Annotated in this window: 2 protein-coding genes; both read left to right on the top strand. The window is 70.1% G+C overall.

The window, feature by feature from the left end; all coding sequences use genetic code 11:
• The first annotated feature begins 597 nt into the window (after positions 1-597).
• The gene (locus AB0G02_RS35630) at positions 598-1,569 is read left to right on the top strand and encodes a tyrosine-type recombinase/integrase (protein WP_360803481.1); all 972 of its coding nucleotides are present in this window, start codon (positions 598-600) and stop codon (positions 1,567-1,569) included.
• A 72-nt stretch (positions 1,570-1,641) separates the two neighbouring features.
• Positions 1,642-2,348, top strand: a 707-nt coding sequence (locus AB0G02_RS35635) for a Ku protein (protein WP_360803484.1), incomplete at its 3' end; no start/stop codon positions are given.

The raw sequence follows: 2,348 nt of genomic DNA on the forward strand, positions 1-2,348 counted from the left end.
GCCTGTCACAGCACCGTAGAAACGTCACAGTGACGGATCATGGGTGGTGTGACGGGGCCGGACGACCGACGGGCATCGCGCGTTCCCGACGTTCCCGGTGGGAAGTCGATCACCCAGGGGCCGCCCTGGCGGCTCGTCCCGTGTAGCGCCCGGCCACCCGCCCGGGACGGCCCGACGACCGCGACAACGGTGCGCGTGCACGTCGACACGCGTTCCGGAGGCTCGGATCGGCCGGCGGAGGGTGTCCGGGAAGGGGCATCCCCCGGTCGGGGTCCATCCCCTTCCGGACCCGTATTTGATGGATAATCGCCATTATCCATGAGTTGATCATGAACGCGGGGGGACTGACACGTCTCCGGGGCTCCGGTCCGCACGACTCCGCCACGCCCTCGCTCTCCGGGCCTCCGGTCGACGCCTGCCCCGCCGGGCCCGTCCATGCCTTCCACCAGCGCTAAGAGGGTGCGTGGCCGGGGCACGCCGGTGGTCGTCGTGGGGTCACCCCTCTCCCCTGCCGGCGGGTTCGGCGGGGCGGTGGTGCGGCCGGTGTTCGGGTGAGGGTGCGCGGGATTGTCGGTGGTGTGCGGTAGGAAGATCGACATGCAGGTGCTTGCCGCTCAGGAGTCGTTCTTCCTCGCCCGTCGGTCGCGGAAGGATTCGCCGCACACGACGGCGGCGTACCGGCGTGACCTGGCGGGGGTGACGGCGTTGTTGTCGGAGGTGACGGGCACTCCCCCGGATCGCCTGGTGATGGCGGACCTGACGGCGGGGAACCTGCGGGCGGCGTTCGGGGTGTTCGCGGATTCGCACGCGAAGTCGTCGGTGTTGCGGGCGTGGTCGACGTGGAACCAGTTCCTGACGTTCTGCGTGGCGGAGGAGTTGGTGGCGGGGAACCCGATGGGTGCGGTGGCGCGGCCGAAGACGCCGCCGCTGGTGCCGAAGCCGTTGCGGGGTGAGGACACGCCGGAGCGGTTGTTGGCGGCCGCGGCGGAGGGTGCGCGGCGTGGGCGTGATCCGTGGCCGGAGCGGGACGTGCTGGTGCTGGCGCTGGGTTTGGTGGCGGGGTTGCGGTCGGCGGAGATGCGGACGTTGACGTTGGCGTCGGTGGTGGGTCGGCCGGGTGAGCGGCGGTTGCACGTGGCGGGCAAGGGGAACCGGGATCGGTCGGTGCCGATCGAGCCGGCGATGGATCGGATCATCGAGCAGTACCTGGTGTCGTGTCGGCGGCGTTTTCCGCAGGGGCGGTTCGACCGGGGGTCGGCGTTGTTGCGGGATCGGCACGGTGAGCCGATCGGGCGAGGTGGGTTGGAGTACCTGGTGCGGTCGTGCTTCCGGTGGGCGGGGTTGCACGACCGGGTGCCGTCGGGGGCGAACCTGCACGCGTTGCGGCACACGTTCGCGACGCGGTTGGCGGAGGACGGCGCGTCGGCGTCGGAGATCATGGCGTTGTTGGGGCACGCGTCGTTGGCGACGTCGCAGAACTACATCGAGGCGACGGCGCGGGAGCGTCGGGCGGCGGTGGCGGGCAATCGGACGTACGTGTCGTTGTCGCGGTTGCCGCATCGGGAGTAGTGGGTGGGGTGGGGGTTGGGCTGTGCGGGTGAGGGGGGTGAGTCGATGTTCGCACGGGTGTACGCAGGGGTTATGAGGGCTGTGTGGCGGGGTTCGGTGTCGTTCGGTCTGGTGGTGTTCCCGGTGCGGTTGTTCGGGGTGGTGCGGGATCGGGGGGTGCGGTTGCACGAGGTGCACCGGTCCGACGGTGGTCGGGTTCGGCATCGGCGGGTGTGTTCGGTGTGCGGGGTGGAGGTGGGTGTGGCGGAGTTGGGTCGGGGTGTCGTGTTGCCGGATGGTCGGTTGGTGGTGTTGGACGCCGGGGATGTGGGGGGTTTGTCGGCGGGGGTGGAGCGGACGATCGAGGTGGTGCAGTTCGTGGGGGCGGGTGAGGTGGATCCGTTGTTGTCGGGGCGGGCGTATTTCGTGGAGCCGGAGCGGGTGGGTGTGGGGTCTTATGTGGTGTTGCGGGATGTGTTGGAGGGGTTGGGTCGGGTTGCGGTGGTGAGGGCGGGGTTGCGGGGTCGGGAGGTGTTGGGTGTGTTGCGGCCTCGGGGTGGGGTGTTGGTGTTGCAGGTGTTGGTGTGGCCGGAGGAGCTGCGGGAGCCGGGTTTCGATTTTTCGGGTGTGGTGTCGGGTGCGGCCGAGGTGGCGGTGGCGGAGTCGTTGGTGGAGTCGATGACGGTGCCGTTCGACGGGTCGGTGTTCCGGGACGGGTATCGGGCTGCGTTGGGGGGGTTTATCGAGGCGAGGGCGGCGGGTGGGGTGGTGGTGCCGGTGGCGCGGGGGCCCGAGGAGAG

Origin of the sequence: Actinosynnema sp. NPDC023658, assembly GCF_040639995.1 — a bacterium.
Lineage (GTDB): Bacteria > Actinomycetota > Actinomycetes > Mycobacteriales > Pseudonocardiaceae > Actinosynnema.

Bases quoted from the DNA above. Each gene is read 5' to 3' on its own strand.
- AB0G02_RS35630 (WP_360803481.1), top strand. From the start codon at position 598: ATGCAGGTGCTTGCCGCTCAGGAGTCGTTCTTCCTCGCCCGTCGGTCG.